This window comes from Streptomyces fulvoviolaceus (genome assembly GCF_000718165.1).
Classification (GTDB): Bacteria; Actinomycetota; Actinomycetes; order Streptomycetales; family Streptomycetaceae; genus Streptomyces; species Streptomyces fulvoviolaceus.
On record NZ_JOEY01000022.1, the window covers coordinates 108610 to 133924 of the forward strand.

At 70.0% G+C, this 25315-nt stretch carries 16 protein-coding genes; 4 read left to right on the forward strand and 12 right to left on the reverse strand.

Annotation, left to right across the window (positions count from 1 at the left end):
* Window positions 1-20: 20 nt before the first annotated feature.
* Window positions 21-893 (reverse strand): carbohydrate ABC transporter permease, encoded by an 873-nt coding sequence (locus IG08_RS0123630; protein ID WP_030605849.1) that lies wholly within the window; start codon window positions 891-893, stop codon window positions 21-23.
* On the reverse strand, window positions 887-1879 hold the full coding sequence (locus IG08_RS0123635) for an ABC transporter permease (protein WP_030605851.1): 993 nt from the start codon (window positions 1877-1879) through the stop codon (window positions 887-889). Before IG08_RS0123635 ends, IG08_RS0123630 begins: the two co-directional genes overlap by 7 nt.
* A gap of 227 nt (window positions 1880-2106) precedes the next feature.
* Here IG08_RS0123635 and IG08_RS0123640 point away from each other — a divergent pair, with 227 nt between their 5' ends.
* Window positions 2107-3105, forward strand: a complete 999-nt coding sequence (locus tag IG08_RS0123640; RefSeq protein ID WP_030605853.1) for an acetylxylan esterase — start codon at window positions 2107-2109, stop codon at window positions 3103-3105.
* Here the strand turns inward: IG08_RS0123640 and IG08_RS0123645 are convergent.
* From IG08_RS0123645 to acnA, 7 genes are all read right to left on the reverse strand, one after another.
* A complete protein-coding gene (locus IG08_RS0123645) occupies window positions 3086-6352 on the reverse strand; it encodes a GH92 family glycosyl hydrolase (protein ID WP_030605855.1) in 3267 nt (1088 codons plus the stop codon). The two genes, IG08_RS0123640 and IG08_RS0123645, sit on opposite strands and share 20 nt — an antisense overlap.
* Before the next feature lie 343 nt (window positions 6353-6695).
* Window positions 6696-7784, reverse strand: a complete 1089-nt coding sequence (locus IG08_RS0123650; RefSeq protein WP_030605856.1) for a lytic polysaccharide monooxygenase auxiliary activity family 9 protein — start codon at window positions 7782-7784, stop codon at window positions 6696-6698.
* Window positions 7785-7974: 190 nt separating this feature from the next.
* Window positions 7975-8253 carry a DUF3500 domain-containing protein gene (locus tag IG08_RS60215; protein ID WP_158812272.1) on the reverse strand — a complete coding sequence of 93 codons (279 nt, stop codon included), beginning with the start codon at window positions 8251-8253 and terminating at the stop codon, window positions 7975-7977.
* 125 nt (window positions 8254-8378) lie between these two features.
* Window positions 8379-8981: an HD domain-containing protein gene (locus IG08_RS0123660; RefSeq protein ID WP_052424846.1), complete on the reverse strand. Its 603-nt coding sequence runs from the start codon at window positions 8979-8981 to the stop codon at window positions 8379-8381.
* Window positions 8982-9006: 25 nt separating this feature from the next.
* Window positions 9007-10524, reverse strand: a complete 1518-nt coding sequence (locus IG08_RS0123665) for a sensor histidine kinase (protein ID WP_030605860.1) — start codon at window positions 10522-10524, stop codon at window positions 9007-9009.
* Entirely contained in the window at window positions 10521-11246 is a 726-nt protein-coding gene (locus IG08_RS0123670; protein ID WP_030605862.1) for a response regulator transcription factor, read from the reverse strand. Before IG08_RS0123670 ends, IG08_RS0123665 begins: the two co-directional genes overlap by 4 nt.
* Before the next feature lie 193 nt (window positions 11247-11439).
* The gene (acnA, locus tag IG08_RS0123675) at window positions 11440-14154 is read right to left on the reverse strand and encodes an aconitate hydratase AcnA (protein ID WP_030605864.1); all 2715 of its coding nucleotides are present in this window, start codon (window positions 14152-14154) and stop codon (window positions 11440-11442) included.
* A 371-nt stretch (window positions 14155-14525) separates the two neighbouring features.
* Between acnA and IG08_RS57340 the strand changes: the two genes are divergently transcribed.
* Window positions 14526-14723, forward strand: coding sequence for a DUF4236 domain-containing protein (locus IG08_RS57340; protein ID WP_078655709.1), 198 nt, complete (start codon window positions 14526-14528; stop codon window positions 14721-14723).
* Between the two features lie 84 nt (window positions 14724-14807).
* Entirely contained in the window at window positions 14808-16337 is a 1530-nt protein-coding gene (locus IG08_RS0123685; protein ID WP_030605866.1) for a helix-turn-helix domain-containing protein, read from the forward strand.
* Window positions 16338-16444: 107 nt separating this feature from the next.
* Here the strand turns inward: IG08_RS0123685 and IG08_RS0123690 are convergent, their stop codons facing one another.
* Window positions 16445-20200 (reverse strand): CHAT domain-containing protein, encoded by a 3756-nt coding sequence (locus IG08_RS0123690; RefSeq protein ID WP_043454977.1) that lies wholly within the window; start codon window positions 20198-20200, stop codon window positions 16445-16447.
* Between the two features lie 216 nt (window positions 20201-20416).
* Here IG08_RS0123690 and IG08_RS60220 point away from each other — a divergent pair, with 216 nt between their 5' ends.
* Window positions 20417-21403, forward strand: a complete 987-nt coding sequence (locus IG08_RS60220; protein ID WP_030605870.1) for a hypothetical protein — start codon at window positions 20417-20419, stop codon at window positions 21401-21403.
* Here the strand turns inward: IG08_RS60220 and IG08_RS0123700 are convergent.
* The gene (locus tag IG08_RS0123700; protein WP_030605872.1) at window positions 21394-23982 is read right to left on the reverse strand and encodes an AAA family ATPase; all 2589 of its coding nucleotides are present in this window, start codon (window positions 23980-23982) and stop codon (window positions 21394-21396) included. The genes IG08_RS60220 and IG08_RS0123700 overlap by 10 nt on opposite strands.
* Window positions 23979-25277 carry a coiled-coil domain-containing protein gene (locus IG08_RS0123705; protein WP_052424847.1) on the reverse strand — a complete coding sequence of 433 codons (1299 nt, stop codon included), beginning with the start codon at window positions 25275-25277 and terminating at the stop codon, window positions 23979-23981. The genes IG08_RS0123700 and IG08_RS0123705 overlap by 4 nt, the downstream gene beginning before the upstream one ends.
* Window positions 25278-25315 lie beyond the last annotated feature (38 nt).

Here is a 25315-nt window from a genome sequence, read left to right on the forward strand (position 1 = left end):
GTAAGTGAATTGACGGACTGTCAGCCCTTGACCGCGCCGAGCATCACGCCCGAGACGAAGTAGCGCTGGACGAACGGGTACACCGCGAGGATCGGGAGGGCGGTGAGGACGATGGTGACGGCCTGGATGTTGGCGCCGACCTGGCTGAGCTGTTCCGTGCCGGCGCCTGCGTTGCCGCCGCCGGTGGCGCCCGCGATGAGGTTGCGCAGGTAGACGGTGACCGGCATCAGGTCGCTGCTGTCCATGTAGAGGAACGCGCTGAACCAGGAGTTCCAGAAGGACACCGAGTAGAAGAGCACCATCGTCGCGACGACCGCTTTGGACAGCGGCAGCACGATCCTGAGCAGGATGCCGTAGGTGCTCAGGCCGTCGATCTGCGCTGCCTCCTCCAGCTCGGACGGCAGGCTCTCGAAGAAGGCCTTCATGACCAGGAGGTTGAACACGCTGATCGCGTTGGGCAGCGCGATCGCCCAGACGCTGTTCTTCAGGCCGAGGCTGGTGACCAGCACGTAGTTGGGGATCAGACCGCCAGTGAAGAGCATGGTGAACACGGCGACACCGACCAGCGCGGTGCGCCCCCTGAGGTGCCTCTTCGACAGGACGTAGGCGTAACAGGTCGTCAGAACCATGGCCACGACGGTCCCTACGACCGTGTAGAGCACGGTGTTGCCGTAGTTGCGCCAGAACATCGAGTCCTGGAAGACGATTTTGTACGTGGTGAGGTTGAACCCCTTGGGCCACAGGGTCACTTCACCGGCACGGATCTGCCGTTCCCCGCTGAAGGACCTCGCGATGATGTTGACGAAGGGGTACAGGGTCACCAGCACGACGAAGGTGAGGACGACCCCGTTGACACCCTGGAAGACCCGGTAGGAACGACTCGGCTTCACCACAGGCTGGTCCCCACTGTGCGACGCGAGAGCGTGTTGGCGGACGTGATGAGGACCAGGCCGATGATCGACTCGAACAGCCCGATGGCGGCGGCGTAGCTGAAGCTGCTGGACTCCACACCGGCCCGGTAGACGTACGTCGAGATCACGTCGGCGGTCGGATACGTCAGCGGGTTGTACAGCAGCAGGACCTTCTCGAAGCCGACCGCCATGAACGTGCCGATGTTGAGGATCAACAGCGTGATCATGGTGGGGCGGATGCCGGGCAGGGTGACGTGCCAGATCTGCTGCCAGCGGTTGGCACCGTCGATGCGTGCGGCCTCGTACAGGTCCTCGTCGATCGTGGTGAACGCGGCGAGGTAGAGGATCGTGCCCCAGCCGGCGGTCTGCCAGATCTCCGAGCCGACGTAGAGCGTGCGGAACCACTCGGGTTCCTGGATGAAGCGGATCGGGTCGTGGCCGAACCAGCCGAGGACATGGTTGACCGGGCCGTCGCTGGCCAGCATCTGCATCGTGATCCCCGCGACGATCACCATCGACAGGAAGTGCGGAAGGTACGACACCGACTGGACGAACCGTTTCAGCGAGTGTCTGCGCACCTCGTTCAGCAACAGCGCCAGCACGATCGGGATCGGGAAGCAGAAGACGAGCGTGAGCCCGCCGAGCCACAGGGTGTTGCGGAACACCTGCCAGAAGGTGGGATCGCTGAGGAACATGCGCACATAGCGCAGGCCCACCCAGTCCTCACCGAACATCGAGCCGCCCGGTTCGAAGCGCCGGAAGGCGATCACGTTGCCGATCATCGGCAGATAGCGGAAGAGCAGGAAGAACAGCAGCGGCAGGAGCGCCAGCGAGTACAGCTGCCAGTCGCGGCGCAGGGCCCGGCGCCAGGTGGGGCGCTTGGCGGGACGTGCGGGGCGGTCTCCCGTCTTGGGCGGCGGTGGCTCCTGGGTGCCGGGCGGCGGAGCCGATGTGGTGGGGGTGCTCATGCTCGGGCCTCCCGGGCGGGGCGCGCGGAACCGAAACTTTCGAGCTCTTACCGGTAACTTCGCGGCAACTTAGAGGCACCCAGAAAGCGCTGTCAATGGGTCACGCAGGAGATTCCCGGGACGAACGTGAGGCATTGGAACCGGCGTGGGCGGGGTAGAACAGGGAAACCAAATCCCGGTCCCCTCCGCAAGTTTCACTACTTTGACCGACTCATGCGAGGTGCCCTGTGCCTGCGTTCGACCTGCCGACGAGGGAGCTGGCGGACTACCGTCCCGATGTCGAAGAACCCCCGGAATTCGACGAGTTCTGGCGTGACACTCTGAAAGAGGCCGCCCAGTGGGACCCGTTGGTCTCGGTGCGCCCCGCGGAGAGCGGGCTACGGCTGACGGAGACCTGGGACGTGACCTTCCGGGGTTTCGCCGGGGATCCGGTACGCGCCTGGTACAGCAGGCCCGCCGGAGTGCGCGAGCCACTGCCGGCGGTCGTCGAGTACGTCGGCTACGGCCGCGGTCGCGGCCTTCCCCACGAGCGGCTGACCTGGGTGAACGCCGGGTACGCGCATCTGCTGATGGACAACCGCGGCCAGGGCGACCAGTACGGCAACGGCGGCGCCACGCCCGACCCGCACGCGACGGCGCCGGGTGGCCCGGGCCCGGCGGCACGCGGCCTGCTCGACCCGCGCGACCACCACTACCGACGGCTGATCACGGACGCGGTGCGCGCGGTGACGGCGGTGCGCGCGCTGCCCGGCGTGGACGTGTCCCGCACCACCGCCGTCGGCAACAGCCAGGGCGGCGGCCTCGCCCTGGCCGTCGCCGGGCTGGTCCCGGACCTGGCGGCGGTCCTGGTCACCGCCCCTTTCCTGTGCGGCATCCGGCGCGCACTGGACCTCACCGACGCGAGTCCCTACGGCGAGATCACCGCGTACCTGTCGGTCCACCGCGGCTCCGAGCAGGCCGCCTACCGGACCCTCTCCTACATGGAGGGCATCTCGTTCGCCCGGCGCGCGCAGGCCCCGGCCCACTTCGGGGTGGGCCTGCGCGACACCGTGTGCCCGCCGAGCGGGGCGTACGCGGCCTTCAACCGCTACGGGGAGTTGACCGGCGCGGACCCACGCAAGGAGATCCACGCCTATCCGTACAACGGCCACGAGGGCGGCGACGCCTTGCACGTACGCCGCCAACTCGACTGGTTGGACCAGGTGTTCAGCCCTGAGCCAGCGTGAACACGTGCAGGTCCGCGTCGTCGGGCAGTTTCACGCTCGCGATGCTCTTCCCTTCCGGCGCCGTGAACGGCTTCGTGGCGAAGACGTACGTGGCGACCGGGTCCCGGTCCGCACCCGCCACGTTCCGGTACGCGGCCCGGGCGACGACCTCGTTGCCGTACTGGACGGTGCCGCCGCCTCCGCCGACGGTCCAGTCGGTGAGGGCGAGGCCGATCGTGTCCGTGCTGCCGTCGGTGTAGGTGACGGTGGCCTGGGCCTGCTGGTTGCCGTTGACCGCGCTGCCGAGGAAGGACAACTGACTGACTGGCTCGTCCAGTTGGATGGTCTGACCGTTCGCCGAGGCGTTGTCGGGGCGTCCGCTGGGCGAGTCCGGCCAGGTGAAGGCGAGACCGGCGGCCGTGCCCTGCTTCCCCGGTGCCAGCCCGGCCGCGGCCAGCGCCTGGCGGGAGTAGTTCCAGCCGCCGCCGTCGTAGTCGGCCTCGTCGTGGTCGCCGGAGTCGTCCGAGATCCCGGTGTTGTCGTACGCGGCGAGGAGGGTGCCGGGCGCGGCGACGGTCAGGGACACCGGCTGCTCGTACGAGGTGCCGTCCGAGGTGACCGTGACCTTGACGTCGTAGAAGCCCTGCTCGGTGTCCCGGGTGGAGCTCAGCGTGATCTCCTGGCTGCCGTCGACGACCGTTCCCCCGGCGGGAGTTGCTTCGACGCCGTCGGGCGCCTCGACACGGAAGCGGATCTCCGGACCCGCCCCGCCGCTCAGTGACAGGGCGCGGATGCCGACCTTCGTGCTGCCGCCCGGTGCGATCGTCGCCGTGGTCGGGCCGACACCGATCTGGTACCGCTGCTCGCCCTCACGGAAGGACGGCGGGGCGTCGGCCGTCGCACTCCCCCAGCCCTTGTCCGGGGTGCCGGAGAGCGTGTAGTCCAGGGTGCCGCCGTCCCGGACGAAGGAGGCGGGGAGCCAAGGGCGGTCGCTGGTACGGCCGTTGACCTTCAACGAGTTGATGTACGGCGCGACCGCCGCCGCGCCCTCCGCGTGGACGGAGATGTCGTTGCCGTGGGGGCGGTCGATCTCGATCCGGGGGAACAGCGGGGAGGCGAGGGCGAGTTCGGCGCGGGAGGGCACCTGGGGGTACATGCCGAGCGCGGAGAAGACGTACCAGGAGGACATCGCGCCGAGGTCGTCGTTGCCGGGGATGCCGCCGGGCTGTGGGGACCAAAGCTCGCGCATCGCCGCCCGGACCGTCTCCTGCGTCTTGTAGGGGGCGCCCGCGTAGTCGTACAGGTAGGGCACGTTGATCGACGGCTCGTTGTCCAGCTCGGACTTCTCGCCGCCGCTGCCGGTGAAGGCCCAGCCGCCGTCGGCGTCGTGGAAGAAGGAGTCGAGGCGGGCCAGCGCCTTGTCCCGGCCACCCATCGCGGCGAACAGACCGGCGGGGTTGTGCTGGACCATCCAGGTGTACTGGGCCGCCGTACCCTCGACGAAGCCGTTGCCGGTGGCCGGGGTGAAGCCGGTGACCCAGCTGCCGTCGGCCTTGCGGTTGGCGATGTAGCCGCCTGTCGCATCGGCGGCGATGTTGAAGTTGTTCTGCCACCACTGGGAGCGGGCGGCGAACGTGTCCGCGGTGCTCTTCTCCCCTGCCTCTGCGGCCAGTTGGGAGAGTGCGAAGTCGGCGCCGGACATCTCCAGCGTCTCGGCGGCGCCGCCCCAGGCGTTGGAGACGGACGGCATGTAGTGCAGCTTCAAGTACTTGTCGAGGGAGGGGCGTTGACCGACGGACAGCACCGGCTTTCCGGCGGGTGAGAGGTCCTGTTCGGTGGGGACCGTGGCCGCCTTGGTCAGCGAGGCCAGTGCGCCGCGCAGGTCGAAGTCCGCGCCGCCGAAGGCGCGGATGCCGGCCAGGGCGATGGGTGAGGGGTCGCCGTTCATGACGTGGGTGCCGCTCGCGCCATGCAGCCAGCGGTCCCAGATGCCGCCGTTCTGCTCGGCCAGTTCGTACAGCGACTGGGCGATGTCGGAGCCGGTGCGGGGGTTCAGCAGGGTCAGCAGCTGGACCTGGTCGCGGTAGACGTCCCAGCCGGAGAAGGTGCCGTACTGGGCCCGGTGGCCGCGGGTGACGGTGTGCACCTCGTCGTCGCTTCCGCGGTATCTGCGGTCGGCGTCGCTGATGACGTTGGGGTGGAGGAGGGAGTGGTAGAGCGCGGTGTAGAAGGTGGTGCGTTCGTCGTCCGTGCCGCCGCCGACCCTGATCGCGTCCAGCTGGTCGCGCCAGGCGCGGTGGGCCGCGTCCCGCACGGAGTCGAAGGAACGCCCGGGTGGGTTCTCGGCGGCGAGGTTGGCCTCGGCGCCGGCTCTGCTGACGTACGAGATGCCGACCTTGACGCCGACCTGTTCCGTGCCGGGCGCGAACTCGACGTATCCGCCCGCCCCCTTGCCGGCGACGGGACGACCGCCGGCCGCGAAACCCCCCGTGCCGCCACTGGACTTCAGAGATCCGGGATCGAGGCGGTCGTCCTGCCAGGTCCCAGCCTCCTTGAAGGGGCGGTCGAAGTGAGCCGTGAAGTGCAGGGTGTAGTAGGCGCGTTGGCCCTCGGGATCGAGGTAGCCGCAGAAGTTGCCGGAGGTGACGGAGCCGGAGATCGTGCGGGTCGCCGGGTCGATGTCGATCGCCGAATCGGTCGAGCCCACCTCGGAGTTGGCGGTGCGGACCAGGAGCGAGGCGGGCTTGTCGGCCGGGAAGGTGAAGCGGGCCGAGCCCGTGCGGGCGGTGGCCGTGAGGTCGGCCGTGACCCCGGTCGCGAGGCCCACCTTGTAGTGGCCGGGCTCCGCGGTCTCGTCGGCGTGGCTGAAGTCGGCGGCGTAGACCGCGTCCTTGGTGTCGCTCGCGGGGGACGAGGTGACCTCGCCCGCGTACGGGAAGAACGGGATGTCGCCGCTGCCGCCCCCGCAGCCCGTGCCGGACATGTGGGTGAGGCTGAAACCGCGGATGCGGGTGGCGTCGTACTGGTAGCCGCCGGGGGCGGCGGTACGGGTGGCGTCACCGCGGGTGTTCTCGGGGCTGAAGGAGAACATGCCGAACGGGGCGACGGCGCCCGGGAAGACGTTGCCGCCGTTCTTGGTGCCGATGAGCGGGTCGACGTACGCGGTGGGATCGCCGACCAGGTCCGGCGGCGGTGCCGCGAGGGCGGGAGTGGCGCCGGCGAGCGCCAGAACGGCGGCCAGCAGCAGGGACGTAGGACGGAAACGCATGACGCGGCCCCTCCTCCTTCGGACGGGTCGCGCACCACAGGTCGCACAAGCCGCAGGGACAGTAACGTGCGCCACCGGTACCACGGAAGGGCGCGTGCGGCGGTGGGGGCGCGCGGGCGGGTCACCCGGGTGGGGCAGTCGGCTCCCCCAACTGATTTGACATCGTTGTCCGTTGACGCGGTAGAGTCTTGTGTAGACCACTCGACAACGTTGTCGCGCCGACTGGTCGCACCAAGCCACGCACCATCCGGGTCGGCAACACCCCCCCTCGCCGACCCGGCTCGCGGACCCGGTGGCTCACTACCCACCGGGTCCGCCCAGAGCGGAGGGTTCAGGTGACGGTTCAGCCGACCTGGCAGGGAAGCGTCGTGGCCGTGTCACCTCCGTCGCCCGTGACGACGTAGCCGAAGGTCGCACTCTCGCCCGGATCCAGCGAGCCGTTCCAGTCGGCGTTGTGGACCATCACGTCCTGGCCGCTGTAGGTCGCGTTGCCGCTCCAGAGACTGTCGACCTTCTGGCCGCTCGGCAGTGTCCAGTTGACCATCCAGCCCAGCATCGGGACGTCGCCGGAGTTGGTGACGGTCACCTCGGACTGGTAGCCGCCGCTCCAACTGCCCGTCGTCTTACGGGTGGCCGCGCAGGTGCCCGGTACCGGGTCGGTCGGGTCGCCCGGGTCGTGGATGCCGGTGACCTCGCCGTTGCCGCCGTCGAAGGTGACGTCGGAGCAGGAGTAGAAGGTCTCCGCACTGTCCGAGCGCTGCCAGACCATGTAGATGATGTGGCGCCCCGACTTGTTCGCCGGAAGCTGGCCGGTCCAGGAGTAGTTGGCCTCGACCGTGCCCGGGCTGCCGTTGAGCGGCGGGTGGTCGACGCTCAGGAACGGCGAGTCCTCCATGTCGTCCCAGGTGAGGGTCTGGGTCGGGTCGAAGCCGTCCTTGGTCACGTAGACGTAGAACCAACCCGGGTGCGCGGCCCAGGCGTTGTACGAGAAGTCGACCGTCGCGCCCGAGGTGAGATGGGTGAGCGGCCAGTCGTCGCGGGCCGCGTTGAAGCCCGTGAAGTTGGTGTTGCCGCCGCTGCACAGTTCGCCGTCCGGCACGAAGCCGCGGGTGCGGCCGGCGCCGTCCGAGCGCAGCACGGAGAACCAGTTGTAGAACGGCGTGGTGCCGCTGACCGCCTGTGCGTTCTTGCAGGCCGGGTTGACCGGCTTGATCTCACCGGTGTCGGTCAGCCCGTCCTGCCAGCACAGGAAGGTGCGACTCGCGGGCTTCATGGGGGTGCCGTGGGCCTCCGCGTCACCGCCGGCCGTGATGACGAGGCTCAGGGCCGGGATCGTGGCGAGCAGGGAGAGAAGAACGAGGAAGAGGGCGCTGGTTCGGGTGGGGGGTGTTAATCGGCGACCCGGGGACGCCTCTTTTCTTGTCAGGATCATGACAGTCCAGTCCGTTCCTTGAGGTACGGGCCGTGCGGATGCGTGGGGTGGGAGCGACCCTCGGGCAGGTTCCGGTCCACCGGTGTGGGAGCGCTCCCACCACACTTCCTTCGGAAGCTAGCGCCACGGGAAGCGGTTGTAAACGCTTGGCGCACAAGGGCCGCACCCGGGTGGGTGCGGCCCCTGCGGCTCAGTGGTGGTGCGGCGATGTCAGCAGGTGCCGGCGCAGCAGTTCCTTGCCGTAGTCGTTGCCGTTGGGGGTGCGGACGACGCAGTGCAGGTGCTGCTGGGTGGGGTCGCCGCCGTTGGTCTCGCCGGACAACGACCCGAAGGCGAACGGTGACTGGCAGTTCACCTCGATCCAGATGACGGGGCTCTGGGATACGGCAGTAGAAGGCCGCGTCGCCGGCGGTGCCGCCCATCCAGGCGAAGTAGGTCTCTGCGGCTGCTCGGTCGTGGGGTCGGCCATCCTCGCCGGCTCCCTTCGTCGTCGGCACGTCCATGGCGGACGGCCTGGCACGGACGACACTGGGGGCGCAACCTGAGGGAATCCTGAAGCGGCTTGGGACAGGGGCGAGATAGGCGGATCGGGGGTCAGCGACTCCGGCCCACCGGATAGGACGCCTGGAAGGCCAGCCGTGCGTCGGCGCCCTCCCCTACGGCCGACAGGAGGTCGTCCAGGTCCAGGAACTCCTCCCAGACCGTACGGCCGCTCGCCTCGGCCAGCCTTCTGACGATCCGGTCCTCCAGGTCAGGGACGCGTTTGTTCTTCCAGATCTTGTCGGCCAGGCTGACCAGCAGGTCCTCGATGCCGAGGTCCGGGAGGGTCCAGGTCGCGTGGGTGGCGGCGAAGCGGGCCAGACGGGCGTCGACGCCGTGGGCCAGCAGCAGCCGGCGGCCGGTCTCCTCGTGCGCCGAACCCGGGCCGGCGAGTTCGGTGACGTGGGCGGTCTTCCCTATGTCGTGCGTGGCGGCGCCGAAGAGGACGGCTTCGCGGGCGAGCGGTGTCGCCGGGTGCCTCCGCGCCATCCAGTCGACGAGTTGATACGCCACGTCGTGCACCGCTCGCAGGTGGGCCGCGAGGCGTGGCGGCGCGTCGAGTTCCCGCAGCAGCTGTGCCGCTCGGTCCGGCAGGAGGTGCAGGGGTGGGTCGCCGGGGTCGTGGAGGGCGTTCAGGAGGAGGTCGGTGGGCGTCACGCGGTCAGGGTAGGGGCCCGGGCTCCTAGACGGACGCCGGCCGCGGCAGAACCGCAGGGAGTTCGTTGACCTCGCCCACCACCGGAAGCTCGATCGTGAACTCCGTACGACCCGGGACGCTCTCCACCCCGATCCGCCCCCCGTGCGCCCCCGTGATCGCCGACGCGATCGCCAGTCCGAGGCCCGAGCCGCCCGACTTCGCATCCGCACGAGCGCGGGACGTATCCGCTCGAGTGAAGCGTTCGAAGACCGTGGGGAGAAGGCTGGGCGGGATACCCGGCCCGTCGTCGCGGACGCGGATGACGCAGCGGGAGTCGGTCGACTCGACGGAGGCCACCACCCGGGTGCCGACAGGTGTGTGCATACGGGCGTTGGCCAACAGGTTGGCCACCACCTGGTGGAGGCGGGCCTCGTCGCCGAAGACCAACGCCGGGGCGTCGAGGCGGAGTTCGAGCTGCCAGTCGTGGCCGCCGCCCGCGGCCCGGGCGTCCCACACCGCCTCGGCCACCAGGGCCGCCAGGTCCACTTCGGACGACTGCAGCGGACGCCCCTCGTCCAACCGGGCCAGCAGGAGCAGGTCCTCCACCAGGCCCGTCATGCGCGCCGACTCGGCGGAGACCCGGCGCCAGGCCAGCACCGGCTCGACCCGGTCGGTGCCACGGTTCATCAACTCGGCGTATCCGGCGATCGAGGCGAGCGGCGTACGGAGTTCGTGGCTGGCGTCGGCGAGGAAGCGCCGCATGCGTTCCTCGCTGCGCCGCATCTGCTCCTCGCTGCGCTGCCGTTCGGCCAGTGAGGACTCGACGTGGTCGATCATGAGGTTGAGCGCGGCGCCGACCTGGCCGGCCTCGCTGTCCGGGTCCGTGTCGCGGTCCGGCACCCGGGTGAGGCCGGCGACCTCGCCGTGGCCGAGCGGTGCGCGGGAGACCTCGGCGGCGGTGGCGGCGACCCGGCCGAGGGGGCGCAGTTGCCGTCGTATGACCACCGCGCAGACGCAGCCCGCGACGGTCAGGCCGGCGGCCGCCACGCCCGCCTCGATCACGACCAGTCCGCTGATCATGTCCTGTACGTCGTCCATCGGGAGGCCGGTGAGGACACGGACTCCGTTGTTGTTCAGCGCGGTGACCCGGTAGGTGCCGAGGCCGGGGACCGTCCGGGTGTGCTTCGAGCCGTCGGCCGTGATGCCCGCCAGGGCGGTGCGCTGGGCCGCGGTGAGGGTCTGCGGCTCCGCGTCCTGGCCGACGAGCGCCGCGGCGACGATCGAACCGTCGGCGTCGAGCCGGGCGGCGAGCATGCCGGCGGGGTGACCGCTCTCGTGGAGGAACGTGAGGTCCTTGTCGAGATCCGGGTGGAGTGAGGCCCCGCCCAGGCTGCGCTCGGCGGCGTTGGTGACGCGGTCGTCCAGGTTGCCCAGCAGATAGGAGCGTTGGGCGAAGACGGTGGTGAGTGCCATCGCGGCGCACACGACGACGAGGGTGGCGCTGATGAAGAGGAGCAGCCGCGTGCGCATCGAGCGGGTGCGCGGCCTCGGGCGGGCGGTCATCTCCCGTCCTCCGCGGCCCTGATGGCGTAGCCCAGGCCCCGCACGGTGTGGATCATCGGCGCCCGCCCCTTGTCGATCTTCCGGCGCAGGCCGGAGATGTAGACCTCGACGAGGTTGCCGCCGCCGTCGAAGGAGCTGCTCCAGACGTGGTCGAGGATCTGTGCCTTGCTCAGCACCTGGCGCGGGTGGCCGAGCAGCAGGGTGAGCAGGTCGAACTCCTTGGGGGTGAGCTGGACCGGCACGCCCGCCCGGCGCACCTCGCGGGTGTCCTCGGCCAGCACCAGGTCGCCGAGCACGCGTACGGAGTCGTCGCCGCGGCCGTGCTCGGACCCGGCCCGGCGCAGCAGTCCGCGCAGCCGCAGCACGACCTCCTCCAGGGAGAACGGCTTGGTGACGTAGTCGTCGGCGCCGGCCTCGAGGCCGTCGAGGCGATGCTCCAGCGCATCGCGGGCGGTGAGCATGAGCACGGGCAGCTTCGGGCTCTCGTACCGCAGCCGGCGCAGCACCTGCAGGCCGTCCAGGTCGGGCAGCATCCCGTCGAGCACGACGGCGTGCGGCGCGCAGCCGCGGGCGGTCTTCAGCGCGCTCTGCCCGTCCAACGCCGGATAGGGCCGCCAGCCCGCCTCGGTGACGGCGACGGACAGCACTTCGTTGAGTGCCGGCTCGTCATCGACGATGAGCACTCGGACGCGGCCGGTTCGGGACCCGGAGGTGCCATTCATGTCTCGATCCTGTCCCCGTCCGCTTAGGGAACCCTGTGTTCCACCTGAGGGTGGGTGATGACCTGGGGCTTTGTGACCCACAGGCGGCGGCTCGCAGACGGCCGCCCGCACGGTTCCGGACATGGCGGAGGGCCGCACCCCCTCGCCGGGGATGCGGCCCTCAACTGCCCTGTCGTACCGCGTACTTGACCGCTTACTTGGTGATCAGGCTGCGCAGCACGTACTGCAGGATGCCGCCGTTGCGGTAGTAGTCCGCCTCACCGGGGGTGTCGATGCGGACGACCGCGTCGAACTCCACACCGCTGTCGGTGGTGACCTTGACCGTACCGGGGGTGGTGCCGTCGTTCAGCTCGGTGATGCCGGCGATGGAGAAGGCCTCCTCGCCGGTCAGGCCGAGGGACTCGGCGGACTGGCCCGCCGGGTACTGCAGCGGGATGACACCCATGCCGATGAGGTTGGAGCGGTGGATGCGCTCGTAGGACTCGGCGATGACGGCCTTGACGCCGAGCAGCGCGGTGCCCTTGGCCGCCCAGTCGCGGGACGAACCCGAGCCGTACTCCTTGCCGGCCAGGATGACCAGCGGGATGCCCTGCTCGATGTAGTTGCGCGAGGCGTCGTAGATGAACGACACCGGCGCGTCGGCCTGCGTGAAGTCGCGGGTGTAGCCGCCCTCGGTGCCCGGCGCGACCTGGTTGCGCAGGCGGATGTTGGCGAACGTGCCGCGGATCATGACCTCGTGGTTGCCTCGGCGCGAGCCGTAGGAGTTGAAGTCACGACGCTCCACACCGTGCTCGGTGAGGTACTTGCCGGCCGGGGTGTCGGCCTTGATCGCACCGGCGGGCGAGATGTGGTCCGTCGTCACCGAGTCGCCCAGCTTGGCGAGGACGCGGGCGCCGGCGATGTCGGAGACCGGGGTGGTCTCCATCGTCATGCCCTCGAAGTACGGGGGCTTGCGGACGTACGTCGACTCCGCGTCCCACTCGAAGGTGTTGCCGGTCGGGATCGGCAGCGCCTGCCACTGGGCGTCGCCCGCGAAGACGTCCTGGTAGGACTTGTTGAACATGTCCTCGCCGATGGCGTTCGCCACGACGTCGTTGACCTCGGCCTCGGAGGGCCAGATGTCGGCCAGGAAGACCGGCTTGCCTTCCTGGTCCGTGCCGAGCGCGTCCTTGGTGATGTCCACCTTCATGGAGCCGGCCAGGGCGTACGCGACGACCAGCGGCGGGGACGCCAGGTAGTTCATCTTGACGTCGGGGTTGATACGGCCCTCGAAGTTCCGGTTGCCGGAGAGGACCGAGGTGACCGCGAGGTCGTGCTCGTTGACGGCCTTGGAGACCTCCTCCGGCAGCGGGCCGGAGTTGCCGATGCAGGTGGTGCAGCCGTAACCGACGAGGTTGAAGCCGACCTTGTCGAGGTAGGGGGTGAGCCCCGCCTTGTCGAAGTAGTCGGTGACGACCTTCGAGCCCGGGGCGAGGGTGGTCTTGACCCACGGCTTGCGGGTCAGGCCCTTCTCCACGGCCTTCTTCGCGACGAGCGCGGCGGCGACCATGACGTACGGGTTCGAGGTGTTGGTGCAGGAGGTGATGGCCGCGACCGTCACCGCACCGTGGTCGATCTCGTAGGTCGAGCCGTCGGGGGCCGTGACCGTGGTCGGGCGGGTCGGTACGCCGTTGGAGGAGGCCGGGGAGTCGGAGGCCGGGAAGGACTCCTTGCCCGCCTCGTCGTCCTCGGCGACGTAGTTGCGGACGTCCTGCGCGAACTGCTGCGAGGCGTTGGCGAGGACGATGCGGTCCTGCGGGCGCTTCGGGCCGGCGATCGACGGGACGACGGTCGACAGGTCCAGCTCGAGCTTCTCGGAGAAGTCGGGCTCGGCCTTCGGGTCCAGCCAGAGGCCCTGCTGCTTGGCGTACGCCTCGACGAGCGCGAGCTGCTGCGCGTCGCGGCCGGTCAGCTTCAGGTACTTGATGGTCTCGTCGTCGATCGGGAAGATCGCGGCGGTGGAGCCGAACTCCGGCGACATGTTGCCGATGGTGGCGCGGTTGGCCAGGGAGGTAGCGGCCACACCCTCGCCGTAGAACTCGACGAACTTGCCGACGACGCCGTGCTTGCGGAGCATCTCGGTGATGGTCAGCACGAGGTCGGTGGCGGTGGTGCCGGGCGTGAGCTCACCGGTGAGCTTGAAGCCGACGACGCGCGGGATGAGCATCGAGACCGGCTGGCCGAGCATCGCGGCCTCGGCCTCGATGCCGCCGACGCCCCAGCCGAGGACGCCGAGGCCGTTGACCATGGTGGTGTGCGAGTCGGTGCCGACGAGGGTGTCGGGGTAGGCCTGGCCGTTGCGCACCATGATGGTCCGAGCGAGGTGCTCGATGTTCACCTGGTGGACGATGCCGGTGCCGGGCGGGACGACCTTGAACTCGTCGAAGGCGGTCTGGCCCCAGCGCAGGAACTGGTAGCGCTCGCGGTTGCGGCCGTACTCCAGCTCGACGTTCTGCGCGAAGGCCTCGTTGGTGCCGAACTTGTCGGCGATGACGGAGTGGTCGATGACCAGCTCGGCCGGGGCCAGCGGGTTGATCTTCGCCGGGTCGCCGCCGAGCTCCTTGACGGCCTCGCGCATGGTGGCGAGGTCGACGACACAGGGCACGCCGGTGAAGTCCTGCATGATCACGCGGGCCGGCGTGAACTGGATCTCCTGGCTCGGCTGCGCCTGCGAGTCCCAGCCGCCCAGCGCACGGATGTGGTCGGCGGTGATGTTCGCGCCGTCCTCGGTGCGGAGCAGGTTCTCCAGCAGCACCTTCAGGCTGTACGGAAGGCGAGCCGAGCCTTCCACCTTGTCCAGCCGGAAGATCTCGTACGACTCGTCGCCCACCTGCAGCGTGCTGCGGGCGTCGAAGCTGTTCGCCGACACGACAGTCTCCTTCATTTTTGTGCGCTTACCACCGCATCCTGCCGCCACACCGTCTTGGCCTTTCCGCTAAGGTCAGGCTAAGTTAGGTATGCCTTACTGCCATGCCGATGATGGCGTGCGGCCGCGGTGCGCCTCGGCAGATATCTCGATGTCGAGATAACTCTAGTACATGAGGCCGGGATGGTCATGCCCGGGCTCGGGGTTGTGACGTCCTGCACGACCCCGCACGTCCGGGCCCGCCAGGTGATTATCCGGCCGAACGGCACCTTCGGCGCGGGCTGCGTGCCGCAACACAGGGACCGGGCCTGCCATCAGTACGCGAAGTCGGGGTAACCGACAGATACGTTCCACGACTTCGACGGGAGACAGACATGCCCCTCACGTTCCGCAAGAGTTTCCGGATCCTTCCCGGGGTGCGCCTGAACATCAACCGGCGCTCCTGGTCCATCACCAGCGGCGGCAAGCACGGACCGCGGCGGACCCACAGCAGCACGGGACGTCGTACGACATCAATGGATTTGCCCGGACCTTTCGGATGGCGCCGCACCCGTACCGCCAAGCGGCGTTGACGAACCCTCAGATCCACCTCAGGTCCGTCACCCGAATGGCCCCCTCGAGATGTGCCATCTCATATCTGAGATAGCCTCAACCTCATGGCAGACGACTACCTCGTACGCATCGGCAAGCTCATCCGTGTCGCCCGGCAGCATCGGGGCTGGACACAGTCGCAGCTTGCCGAGGCGCTCGGCACCAGTCAGAGCGCGGTCAACCGCATCGAGCGCGGCAACCAGAACATCAGCCTTGAGATGATCGCTCGAATCGGTGAAGCCCTGGACAGCGAAATCGTCTCTCTGGGCTACGCGGGCCCGATGCACCTGCGCGTGGTCGGCGGTCGTCGGCTGTCCGGCGCGATCGACGTCAAGACGAGCAAGAACGCGTGTGTGGCCCTGCTGTGCGCCTCGCTGCTCAACAAGGGGCGCACGGTGCTGCGCCGGGTCGCCCGTATCGAGGAGGTCTACCGCCTCCTGGAGGTGCTGAACTCCATCGGTGTCCGCACCCGCTGGATCAACGGCGGCGTCGACCTGGAGCTCGTGCCGCCGGCCGCGCTGGACATGGCGGCGATCGACGCCGAGGCCGCCGTACGGACGCGGTCCATCATCATGTTCCTCGGTCCGCTGCTGCACGTCATGGACCGCTTCAAGCTGCCGTACGCCGGCGGCTGCGACCTCGGCACCCGGACCATCGAGCCGCACATGATCGCCCTGCGGCGGTTCGGGCTCGACATCGCCGCCACCGAGGGGCAGTACCACGCCCAGGTCGACCCGTCGGTCCGCCCGGACCGGCCGATCGTGCTGACCGAGCGCGGGGACACGGTCACCGAGAACGCGCTGCTCGCGGCCTCGCGGCACGACGGCGTCACCGTCATCCGCAACGCGTCCTCCAACTACATGGTCCAGGACCTCTGCTTCTTCCTGGAGGCGCTCGGCGTCAGGGTCGAGGGCATCGGCACCACCACCCTCACCGTGCACGGCGTGCCGACCATCGACGTCGACGTGGACTACTCCCCCTCCGAGGACCCGGTCGAGGCGATGAGCCTGCTGGCCGCCGCGGTGGTGACGGAGTCGGAACTGACGGTGCGTCGCGTTCCCATCGAGTTCCTGGAGATCGAGCTCGCCGTCCTGGAGGAGATGGGGCTCGACCACGACCGTACGCCGGAGTACTTCGCCGACAACGGCCGTACGCGACTGGTGGACCTCACCGTCCGGCCCTCCAAGCTGGAGGCGCCGATCGACAAGATCCACCCCATGCCGTTCCCCGGACTGAACATCGACAACGTCCCGTTCTTCGCGGCCATCGCCGCCGTCGCCCAGGGCCAGACGCTGATCCACGACTGGGTCTACGACAACCGCGCGATCTACCTGACGGACCTCAACCGCCTCGGCGGACGCCTCCAACTCCTCGACCCGCACCGCGTGTTGGTGGAGGGCCCGACCCGCTGGCGCGCCGCCGAGATGATGTGCCCGCCCGCGCTCCGGCCCGCCGTGGTCGTCCTGCTGGCGATGATGGCGGCGGATGGCACGTCCGTGCTGCGCAACGTGTACGTCATCAACCGCGGGTACGAGGATCTCGCCGAGCGGCTCAACTCCGTCGGGGCGCAGATCGAGATCTTCCGGGACATCTGACAGAACATCACTCTCTGCTGAGCTGCAGAGGACCCCTGGCAAGGAGGCCTTGCCAGGGGCCGGCCACCGGGGGGCACCACTACCGGTTGAGGCGGTGGATCTACGCCTCAACCGGTCGCAGCCGACGCCGGGTTGCCCTGGTGGGTGAAGGCAGCCCAATGATGAATGCGGTGGAGGTCGGGGCGGGTGGCTTCGTGGCGGAGGGGGCCGTCGAGGGTGGGCGGGAGTTCTCGGTAAGGGTTGAGCATCCACAACTGAGCGGCGCGCAGGGCGTCGGGCGGGGCCAGACCGCCGACGGTGAGATGGTGGTGGAAGACGGCCATCATCACGGCGGTCGGACCATCACGCACCGCCCAGCGGGACCCCACGACATCGGCGGCACCGCCCGCGACCAGCACGGTGGCGAGGGTCAACGCCTCGTCGTGATGGCGAGTGCTCAGGTCGGTCTCGCAGCCGCTGAGCACCACCAGTGGGCCGGCGTCCGGCCGTCGACCGGTGGCGCCGTCGAAGATGTCGGCCACGGTGAGCCGGCCGGCGTCCGGGCCCGCGCCGGGCGGGGCGGCCAGCCACAGCGCGGAGCCGGTGGGGCGCGGCGCGGCAAGGGCGTGGCAGGACAGGTGCACCACGGAGGCCGGCGACGCGCCGCCGGGCAGGACGGCGAGCAGCTCCGCCGGTGTGCCGGCGGCGTCGGGTACCACACCGGTGGTGACGAACTCGCCGTACCGGAGCGCGTCGGGGTAGCAGCCGGCGCGCAGCGCGGCCGCCTCCATCTCGGCCCACGGGAGGGTCAGTTGCGGGTCGGCGACGAGCACTTGCCGCCCGTCGGCGGGAGACATCCGACGCCGGGCGGCAGCGGCCAGGAACTGGGTGCCGGAGGGGGCGTAGCTGAGGACGGCCTCCTGGCAGGCGTACCGGTGGCCGTGCGCGCCCAGACCCCGGATGCGCGCGGCGTGCCACGGGACGACGCCGAGCGGGCCGCACGGCACGAGCACGACCCTCGGTGGCCGGGCCAGCGGTCCCTGGGCCGCGAGCAGCGGGCGTACGACCGCGAGCACGGGGCCCATCACCGCCTTCCAGGCCCACTCGCACAGTTCGTCCAGCGTGACCTGCCAGTGCGCCTCCCAGGCGGCCCGCCAGGATGCGTGCAGGTTCGGGTCGGTGAGCGCTCGGGAGCGTTCCGCCGCGGCGTCGAGGTATCGCTCCAGTGGCTCGCTGCCAGGGGTGGTCAGCTCCGGCAGGGGAAGGAAGGCGGGGCGACCGGCACCGGGGCGCAGGATCAGCGCGTAGCCGGGCATCGAGGCATCGGCCACGGGCGCCCCGGGCACCAGGTAGACCAGCGCTTCGGTGCCGGTGGCAGCCAGGCCGGCCGTCAGTTGGGCCACGTCGGCGGCGCCCACCAGATGCCGGATGCCCGGACCCGCCCCGGCACCGGGGCGGACGCCCAGCGCGGCCAGCGCCCTGCGCCGCAGCGCGCTGGGGATCGGCGTGCCGTGGGCCGCAGGGGGCGATGCGTCCTCGGCTGTCGGCCGCAGCGGGTTCGCCGGGACCTGGGCGCGCCACTGCCGGGCCAGTTCGGGGTGGCCGACGGCGTCGAGGAGCTCGGGGATGCTCAGGGAGGCGAAGGCGGCCTGGAGCACCAGAGCTCGCCCTTTCTCCAGATCGGCCACCGCGTCGGCCGGTCGGCCGATGCGGTGGTCGACGAGCGCCAGCCGCCGCGCGAGCAGGCTTCCGTTCAGGGCCGCCGACAGGCCGTGGTCGGCGCCGAGTTGGAGCAGGACGTCGGCGGCCAGTTCGGCCAGCGCCTCGCGGGTGATGTCCACGAATGCCCGCCTGTCGGCGTCGGCATGCGGGCCGCGCCGGGCGGCGCGGATGACGTGGGCCTCGGCCAGCTTCGTCAGGACGTCCACGCGCTGTGCCACGCCACGCCCCTCGGCGATCAGCGCTCGGACGCGGGTCAGCTCGGTGATGGCCTCGTCTAGCAGTGCCGGGTCCTTGTCACCGCGCACGACGGCGAGAAGCAGCCGCAGGCCGAGGTGGGCGCGCCGGTCGTACTCCTGCTCGTGGTACGTCTCCGGTTCGTCGAACTTGCGGCGCAACTCGGCGACTTCGCGGTCCAGGGACGCTCGCTCGGCGACGGGTTCTCCTGTGTCGACCGGTCCGGCCGGTCCGACCGCTTGGGGCGCCGCACGCCCGGTGACTCGCTCCCCGTCCGCGCGCAGCTTTTCGAGCCGGCTCAACCGCTCCGCCAGCTTGTCGCGCATGGTGCTGTCCGCCGGGAGGCCGGCGTACAGCGCGCGTAGCTTCTCGATCAGGCGCGGGAGCTCCTCATGGTCTCCGGTGCGCTGCGCGTGCCGCAGCTCGCCGTCGGCGGCGCTGAGCGCGAGGTCGAGGATCAGCGGTGCGTCGGGCGGCAGTGAACCGTCACTCTCCAGGGCGGCGCCCAGCTCTCGCCTGGCGGCCAGGGAGACGTCGGCGTCCTGGTGGCTGCCGCCCCGCGAGGCAGCCTGCTCAAGGACCTCGGTGAGCTCCACGCGCAGGGCCAGAGCCCACCAGGAGTCCGCGTCGCTCGCCTCCAGCGCCTCCCCGAGCAGCGTGGCGGCGTCCTCCAGATAGCCGTGATCGCCGGTTCGGTAGGACAGCAATCGGTCGTACCAGGCGGCCATGCGTCGCTCGCGCATGCCGAGGTGGGCGACGAAGTCCCGTAGAAAGCTGTCGAGATGGGGAACCAGGCCCGGCTCCACGGGGAGGCTGATCGGCCAGTCGTCGAGGCGGTCGCCGCTGCCGTCGTCCGGCTCCGGCGTGGGCCGCCGCACCGTGCCGAAGTCGACCGATCCGGGCTCCAGGAACTCCGCCGTGAGCAGCAGGTAGGCATGGAGCCTGGCGACCCGGACCTGCTCGGGCGCGTCCAGCGGCAGGGCGCGCAGCGCGTCCAGCGCCAGGTCGGCGCCACGCCGGATGCCGTCGACGGCGCCGGCTGCCCTGCCGACGGCTGCCTGGCCCAGGAGCGCTGAGGCTTCCGGGTCAACTATGTACAGCGAGCGGTCGGTCGGCCTCTCGGCCTTGGACTGCAACTCGACCGTCAGCCAGACCAGCACGCGGGTGAACTGCGGCGTACTGCGTGCGCCGGCCAGGGCCAGCAGACCGCGGACGACGTCGAGGAGCACAGACTCGGGTGTGCCGGCTTCACCGAGGACCTCGGCGTCCTGGGAGGCGTGGGCCTCATCGGTAGCGTGAGCCTCTTCGGGGGCAGGGGATGCGGAGTCCGGGGCGAGCATCCGCTCGATCTCCCCTTGGATCCTCGCGGTCGTCTGCTGGATCTCCGGCGGGAGCGAGGCCTCGGCGACACGGTCGACCACGTTCTTGGCCTCGGTGAGATCCCGGCGCAACGCTTCGGTCAGCACCCGCCGGTCCACGGCTGCGAACAGCGCCGCCCCGAGAGCGGTGCGGCTGCCGTCAGGGCGGGGCAGGGCCCAGGGCGCGAGCAGGAAGACCAGCATCATGCGGGCCTGTACCACGATGAGGTCCGCCGGCGGCCCGTTGCGGTCCGCCCACCGTAGGCGCCGTAGCGCTTCCGCCCGCTCCTTGGAACCGGACGATGCGCTCTCGTTCCTGGTCCGGCAGAGCACGGCGAACATGATGCCCAGGACCACGAAGACGACCTGGGAGAGATCCGACTCGTTCTTCTCCGCCAACGCGGCCTCGACGCGGGTCAGCCGCTCGATCACCGGCTCCAACGTCTCGACGGGCGGCCAGCCGTGCGGGTAGTCCAAGAGTCGTCGGGCCTCCCGAAGAGCGTCGAACGCCTCCTCCCGCAGCTCCGCCGACCCGGCGCCGTCGTCGTCCCGTCGAACCTCGCTGACCACCGGCTCCCCCGATACGTCTGCCTCGTTCCGTTTCTCCAAGAACTGCCCCGCACCGGCTCACCGCGTGCGTCGACAGACTCTCTCAACGTGCCTATGGACGCGGTGGTTCCGGGGTTGTCCGGGCCGATCCGCATCATGCGCTGCACCACGGCGATACGCTGTCGACCGGGACGGCCAGGGGCGCCGAGCGGCCCCGCCGAGGACGAGGGGGTATTCGTGCGCGACCACAGGCAGGAGATCGCGGACGCGCTGGCGGACTCGGGGCGCACCGACCGGGATACGGTACTCCGCATTCTGGGAAGCGCCGTCGGGTGGGCCGCCGACACCCTCGGTCGGCTGGGCCAAGCCTCCGACGGCGGCCCGCCGGACGATGCCGACGCCCTGAACGCCGTATTCGCACTGGACGACGCGCTGACGGACACCCCTGGCCTTGCCGAGGCGCTGCCCGGGCTGCTGGAGGCGGCCCGGGCGGGCAAGAGCATGGAGCGGCGCACCACGGACCTGATGGACGAACTCACCGCGGCGGCCGGGCGGGTGGCGTCCGAACGGGCGGCGCTGGCCGAGCTCCTGAAGAAGGCGGAGGAGCTGCGTCGCCGCCGGGCGGAACACGAGAAGCTGCGGCAAGAGGCCGAGGAGCTCCGGCGGTTGGAACAGCTGGCGAAGGAGCTGGACGAGCTGCGGGCGCAGCGGGAAGCCGTCGACACCCGGTTGCGGGAGCTGCGCGGCCGTAACCTCGGGGCAGTCGACGAGGAGCTGCGCACCGCGGCCGACGACCTGCTGCGACTCACCGAGGAGCAGCTCGCCTTGCTGGAGCCGCGGACCCGGCAGGCGCTGGAGCGGGCCGTGGCGGCGCAGGAGGCGCTGGCGAACACGGAGTACGAGCTCAGTGAGGGCTCCCATCAACTCGCCGCCGACCAGGACCGGTTGGAACGCATCCAGGCGGAACAGGGCAAGGTGTTCACGTCGTTGGCCCGCTACGCCCAGGCCGACCGGGAGCTGACGCGGGCCCTGCGCGAGGCCGCCGGTGCGGACACCAGCGGCCCCGTGCCCGGACAGGGCCTCACCCTGGAGGAGGTGGAGGACTTCACCCGGACCATCGAGCAGCGGCTCATCGACGCGGACCAGGCCCTGAACAGCGTCCTGACGGACCGCCAAAGGCCGGAGGAGAACGGCGGGACGAAGATCACCGGCGCTCAGCCCTGATCTGCGGACGGATCCGGCACGTCCTCGGGCAGATACTCCGAGCCCTTGTCACCCTTGTTCCAGCGTGCCCCCTTGCGGCCCTCCATGAGGTCCACCAGTATGCGCACCTCCCGGGCATTGCCGAACGCGGCCCCACGGGCCCGTCGGATCTCCTCAAGCCATTGCGTGGCACGTTCCGCGGTCCCGGGGCCGAGGGTGTCGCCGGACTCGGCAGCCATCCGACGGAGGATCTCCGTCAGCTCGTCCGGGGTGTAGCCGGGGAAGGGCACCGTGGTGGTGAACCGTCCCGGCAGCCCTGGGTTGAAGGCGAGAAGCTCCTTCATTTCCTGGGGATATCCGGCCGCGATCACGACCACTCGGCCGCGCCACTTCTCCATTTCACGCAGCAGGGTGTCCACGGCCTCCGCGCCGAAACCACCCTGGCCCCCTGTGTCCCGGACCAGGCTGTAGGCCTCATCGATGAACAGCACGCCGTCCAGCGCCCGCTCGACAGCCGCACGGACCCTGGGCGCGGTCTGCCCCACGTACTCGGCCACCAGGTCGGTGCGGGTCACCTCCACCACATGTCCCTTGCGCAGGAGCCCCAGTCTGCGGAACAGATCGCCGACCAACGGGGCCACCGTGGTCTTGCCTGTGCCCGGAGGGCCGGTGAACAGCAGGTGGGGAGGGGCGAATGCCTTCTTGCCACGCTCCTGGCGCATCCTCAGCCGGTACGCGAGTCCTTCCAGCTCCCCGCGCACCGCCCCGAGGCCGACGTACCGGTCGAGTTCGGCGAGCAGTTCGGCGAGCTCGGGCACCGGTTTCGGCAGGTGGTCCCGGTACTCCTCCGGGATGTCGTCGACGATGACGGGCTGTTCGACGTCCCGTCGGGCGCGTACGGCCCACGGGGTAAAGAGCGCGTCGGCGAGGGTACGCATCTCCCGGGCGTTGCCGAAGCTTTCGTCCCTGGAGTCGTACATGCCCTCGGCGATCTGCCGCAGCCCCTGTGCCGCCTCCTCTCCGGGACGCAGGCCGAGCTCAGCCAGGCGTTTCAGCAGGATCTCGTTCAGGGTGTCCGGATCGTAGTCGGGGAACTCGACGACATGCGGGAACCGGCTCCTGAGGCCGACGTTCGCCCCAAGGAACTCCTCCATCTTCGCCGGGTAGCCGGCCGTGATGACCACCAGGCGGCCTCGGTCGTCCTCCATGCGTTTGAGCAGTTCCTGGACGGCCTCTTGTCCGAATCCGTCGCTCTGGTCGCTGAGCGTGTACGCCTCGTCGATGAAGAGCACACCGTCCAGCGCCCGATCCACCTCCGCGCTGGTCTTGATGGCGGTCTGCCCGATGTAACCAGCGACCAGGTCACTGGCCTTCACCTCCACACAGTGGCCACGGCTCAGCGCTCCCAGGTCCCGGAACATCTCGCCGACCAGCCGGGCCACGGTCGTCTTCCCGGTCCCGGGGTTGCCGGTGAACACCATGTGCCGGGCCGGCGGTTCACCGACAGTGGCCAGCCCGCGGGCGCGCAGCTCCTCGGCCGCCTCCGTCTCGGCCCGCTTGCGCTCGAAAAACCGCAGCACAGGCTCCATGCCGGGCATCGCGGCAAGTCGCTCCCAAGGCGTCCGTTCGTCGGACACGGCTCCTCTCACCCACTGCCGAATCATGAGGTGGCTCAACGGTGCCTTGTGCGCCCGTAGTTGTTCGAGGCGGTCCCTCCAGACCCGGGCGGTCTCGGGCTGGCCGGCCATCGCCCGGACCACCCGGTCCAGGTCCTGCCACTCGACCCGCAGTCCCTTCCGCAGCCGTACCGAATGCACCAGGCGCTCCAGTTCTGCCACCTGAGGAAGTTCGACCCGGAAGGTGCCACCACGGCCGGGCTCAGCCACCCGTTCGTTCACGAAGGTCTCCAGTTGCGGATAGCTTCTGAGCCCTGCCAGGAATTCGGCCACTCCGGGCAAGGAGGGCCTGCGGAACACGAAGATCCACTGGTTCCCTGCGACCGTGTCGGACGCCCACTCGGCCATGGCTCCGGCCAACTGCCGTGGGGCGCGGTTGAGAAGCAGGAACTCTTCCGCATGCGGGAAGACCACGGCCGTACGGTGTTCCGCGTCGCGGAGATGAGCGGCGAGGGTCATCACGCCGAACGGATCGGCGATCCCGGACCCGCGTGCCGCACCGGCTCCCCGGTCCTGGTCCGCGGCGGGTTCTGCCTCGGACCGGGGTGCGGCACCCGGCAACTGCGTCCCGCCGAGCGGCCCGCGCAGACCGGTGTGCCGCATGGTGCGCGGACCGCGGCGGTCGGCCGGGGCCGTATTGCGGTCGGCCGGTCGGCGGGACAGATCCCGTGACGCCCTGTCCCGGAAGTAGACCGGGTGTTGAAGGGTGCTGAAGACGATCCGCTCGAAGCCGGCCGCTCGCAGCATGCGCCAGAGCGCCTGCTCCATGGAGCACACCTGGCCGGTGCTGTCGACGAAGACGTCGCCGACACCGGGCCCGTGCAGGACGGTGAAAGGCTCGCCGGTACGGACGGCGGCCGGGTTCAGCCGCTCCGTCCCCGGGGGGTGGGGAGGAGGGCTGTCCTTCGTCATGGTCCTGTTCATGTGCCGGGGGTTTCCCGGCCCGAAGAACCCGATTGCTCACCGGTACCGGGGAGCGGATGAGGCTCCGCGACGGGCGCCGCCGCGACCAGCCCGATGGGCGCGCCCTGCTCCCGCAGCACCTCGTACACCGCGTCGCTCCGGTCCCGGAGTTCGGCCTCGGCAGTGACGTCGTAGTCGTGGGACACCACGCGGATCACACACTGGTCCGAGTCCTTGTCGGCCTGCTCGATCTCGACCGTGATCTCGTTGCCGCTGGCCTCGTTCCGGAGCCGGGCCCGGAAGGCCTTCCGGAAATCGCCGTCGACGTACCCGGACTCCTTCTCCACGAGGTCGAAGAAGCCGATCTCGGCGAGTCTGTCGGCCACGACGTCGGCCAGGTTCACCCTCATCTGCGAGGTGAGCTGGCGCATCCCGGCCCGCTCGACGGTCTCGCCCAGGCTCTGTTCGAGCCGGGGCGCCTCGTCCTCGCGCAGGCTGCGCAGGTCCTCCACACCCGTCTGCGGGTCACGGGCCCGGGCAAGTGCCTGAGCGGTGTCCTGCCGTACCCGGTCGTACTCGCCCTCGGACCAGTGCACGACATCGAGCACGTAACCGGCGATGACCTCGGCGTCCGGTCCGACGACCGGACGCTCCCGGTTCTCCTCGGTCAGGGCCTCGACCTGCACCAGTGCCTCGATCGCCTCCTTCTGTGCCAGGCAGCGCTCGAACTCCCGCTGCTCGACGTCCACCCGCAGCTCGCTCAGCCCGTGGAAGGCCTCCTGTGCCCCGGCCAGAGCGGCGTCGAAGCGGCCGTCCGCGGTGGTCTGCTCGGCCGTGGCGATACGGCGGCGCAGCCTGTCCAGCTGGCCGGGCGCGTACCGGTCGTGAGGCAGCTCCCCGTCGATCAGGTCGGCCATGGTGCGGGCGTCCGCCAGCCAGGTCTGTGCGGTGATCTCGGCACGCGCCCGGTCCTGTTCCAGCACGCCTATCCTGTCCCGCTCGACGGCGATGGCGCGCTCGGTCTCCTTCCGCTGCTCTTCCAGCCGTTGCCGGGTGTCCTGCTCGATCCGGCCGGCCGTCTCCCGAAGTTCCTGGCGCAGGCTGTCGGCCTGCTCCCGAAGCCTGCGAGTGGTGTCGGCCTCCAGTGCGCGGGTCTGGTCGCTCAGCTTGTCGACCGCCTCCTGCTGGCGGCGTTGCCGTTCCGCCACGGAGTTGAATGCCCGGTCGATGTCGGCCTGGGTCCGTGCCCGCACATCGGCGAACAGCCGTGGGATGTCCCGCTTGACCTCCCGCAGCTGCCGCGCCCTCTGTTGCATGCGGTACCACTCCGACTGGTCTACCTGAATGCGTTTCC